Below are 2,257 nucleotides of genomic sequence, written 5' to 3'. Positions count from 1 at the left end.
TCGCGGCGACCCTCGCGCAGGGTTGCGCGCATGCGCCGGTCATTGGGCTTCACGCGGATTCTCCTTCAGTTGGTGCCGACTTCGCGGGCAGGCTGTACGCCTGACGCACCGCGGCCTTGACCGCTTCGTCCGGGTCGAGAAGGCCCGCGTCGACGAGGAGCTTCAGCGCGTCCGCCACCGCGGCGTACTGCGATCCGATCTCGTCGAACACCACCAGCGGGGCCGGTTCGTCTTCGCCCCAGTTGATGTCGACGAGGTCCTCGACCACGTGCTGGTTGAATGTCTCGCACACCTGATCACCGAGGGTCTGCAGCGAGAAGATGAAGAAATCGGCGAACGTCGTACCGAGCGCCCATGACCCCGTCTGCTTACCTAGGTTGAGGAAGTGCGCGAGCACCGCCTTGGCGATCTGGTCGTCGTGGTAGTTGATCGTGGGCAGCCCGTCGGGCAGGTTCCCCTCGACACCGAGGAGTCGCAGCTTCGCGCCGTACGGGAGCGCGGCACCGGAAGCGGCACCAGACTTGTATGAGGTGGCGATCTTCTTGCCAGCCTCGAGCTGCGACTGTTCGTCCTTCTCCCCCGCCTCGTAGATCGGGACGCCCATGCCATTGCGTTCGATCGTCTGCGCCTGCACGCGCAACAGCCGATCTTTGATCAGCCAGTTCTTATATGCCGATCGGAGGACCGAGTTCCCACGCCAGTCACCAGGGTCGGCGTCGAGCACATAGGCGACGAGCTGGGTTACCGGGATCGGCTTGTCGGATGCGCTCTGCTGGATCGACTCGAGCCCACCGTCGCGGGCGACGTTCATCTCGGTGATCGTGCGCGGCATGCGGGGGGCGAGCTTGCGGAGCCGTGCGAAACCGGCGTCGTCGATCCGGTAGTTCTGCTCGAAGAACATGTGACCGAACTTCGTCATCATCAGCGCGAGCCGAAGGTGCTCGGGGAATGAGAACCGGCCACGAGCGCGACCGGTCGGCAGTACGTCGCTGCCCTTGACGGGAAGCCGAAGATCCTCTGCCACCATCTGCACGACCTCGGGCCGGGCACCGTTCGGATCTATGCGCCACTTCGTGCGGCGCACCGGCAGCGTTACCGCCTGCAGGATCGAACGCACCTGACTGTCCTGGCGCGCCATCTTCTCGTAGACCTCGATCGACAGCGGCCACATCAACTCGGGGGTGGTCTCGAGGTCGGGAGTCCAGTAGCTCGTATCCCCTGAGATGTAGCCGATTTCGGCCGTCGGTGTTGTTGCGGCCTTCGCAGCCATCGCGGCCACCTCCTTAGAATCCGACGGTTATGAGTTCGTCCATTTCGGACGGGTCGATCGCGTCCGCTTGCGTGGGTGTCTGGTCGGGCCGGTCGTCCGCTGCCCGCTCGAGTAGCCACAAGGCGCCGATGAATGCGATCAGTGAAGCCGGGTCCGCCGGCGAGTTCTTTCGATCGATCACCCACGAGTCACCCATCGGCTTCGCCCTTGCGGTACCCGCGGCCATGTCGAGTCCGGGGTGCTGCAGGTGCTTGACCTTCCCCTTGTCGACCGCGTCGTAGGCAATGCCGGTGGCGCGGCCGAGGTCGGGGCCAGACCACTCGACGAGTGGAATGTCGGCAGGCTTGCCGTCAGGCATCTTCGCGTTACGGATAGCCTCGATCAGCGATGAGACCGGAGCGCCGTTGGCCTGCAAGGTCACAGCGTCATACCGCACTCGGTACTCGACCAACCACGGCACAATCCAGTCGGTGCCGCCGCGGGCCGCGGCAATGTCGACCACTGGGACGTTGTCAGTGTTGACGCCAGCTCTGGCGATGTAGCCCATCGTCCGGTCCCATGAGACGTCGATCGCCAGCACTCGCCGAGCCCACAATGCGCGGCGCGCATCATTGTCCCGTGTTGCCACCCACTTCCCCTCAGGGAAGGGGCCGCCGTCTGCCGTCGAGATCCAGCGGCACATCACCTCGGTGAAGAACACCGACGGCGGGTCGGTCCGCATTGCGGCGGCGATCGCGCGTTCGGTGATCACGTTCTCGACAAGTTCGGTGTAGTTCATCGACGGATTGGCGTGCGCCCACCCAATGCGGTCGTTGCGTGAGGAGCTCGGCGGCGCGGACCATTCGAACAGTCCGAGAGAGTCGCCGTCTTCGAGGTCCTCCTCGGTGAGGTCATCGGCCATGCCGAGCGCGGCCTCGTCCTCGTTGCCGTCGGGCCAGCCGAGCGACTGATGCACGGTGGCGCGTAGGTAGCGCAGCACGATCGACA

General features: G+C 64.9%; 1 protein-coding gene and 1 pseudogene. Both read right to left on the bottom strand.

Features of this window, described 5'->3' with window-relative positions; genetic code table 11:
* Nucleotides 1–49 precede the first annotated feature (49 nt).
* A complete protein-coding gene (locus WAW17_RS02195) occupies nucleotides 50–1,270 on the bottom strand; it encodes a phage portal protein family protein (RefSeq protein WP_422331387.1) in 1,221 nt (406 codons plus the stop codon).
* Nucleotides 1,271–1,283: 13 nt separating this feature from the next.
* Nucleotides 1,284–2,257, bottom strand: a pseudogene (locus WAW17_RS02190) (terminase); the annotation flags it as partial.

This window comes from Rhodococcus sp. (in: high G+C Gram-positive bacteria), assembly GCF_049286785.1.
Lineage (GTDB): Bacteria > Actinomycetota > Actinomycetes > Mycobacteriales > Mycobacteriaceae > Rhodococcus_F.
This window is presented reverse-complemented; position numbering and strand designations above follow the sequence as displayed.

Coding starts and splice junctions, on each gene's coding strand:
- WAW17_RS02195 (WP_422331387.1), bottom strand. CDS start 1,270: ATGGCTGCGAAGGCCGCAACAACACCGACGGCCGAAATCGGCTACATC.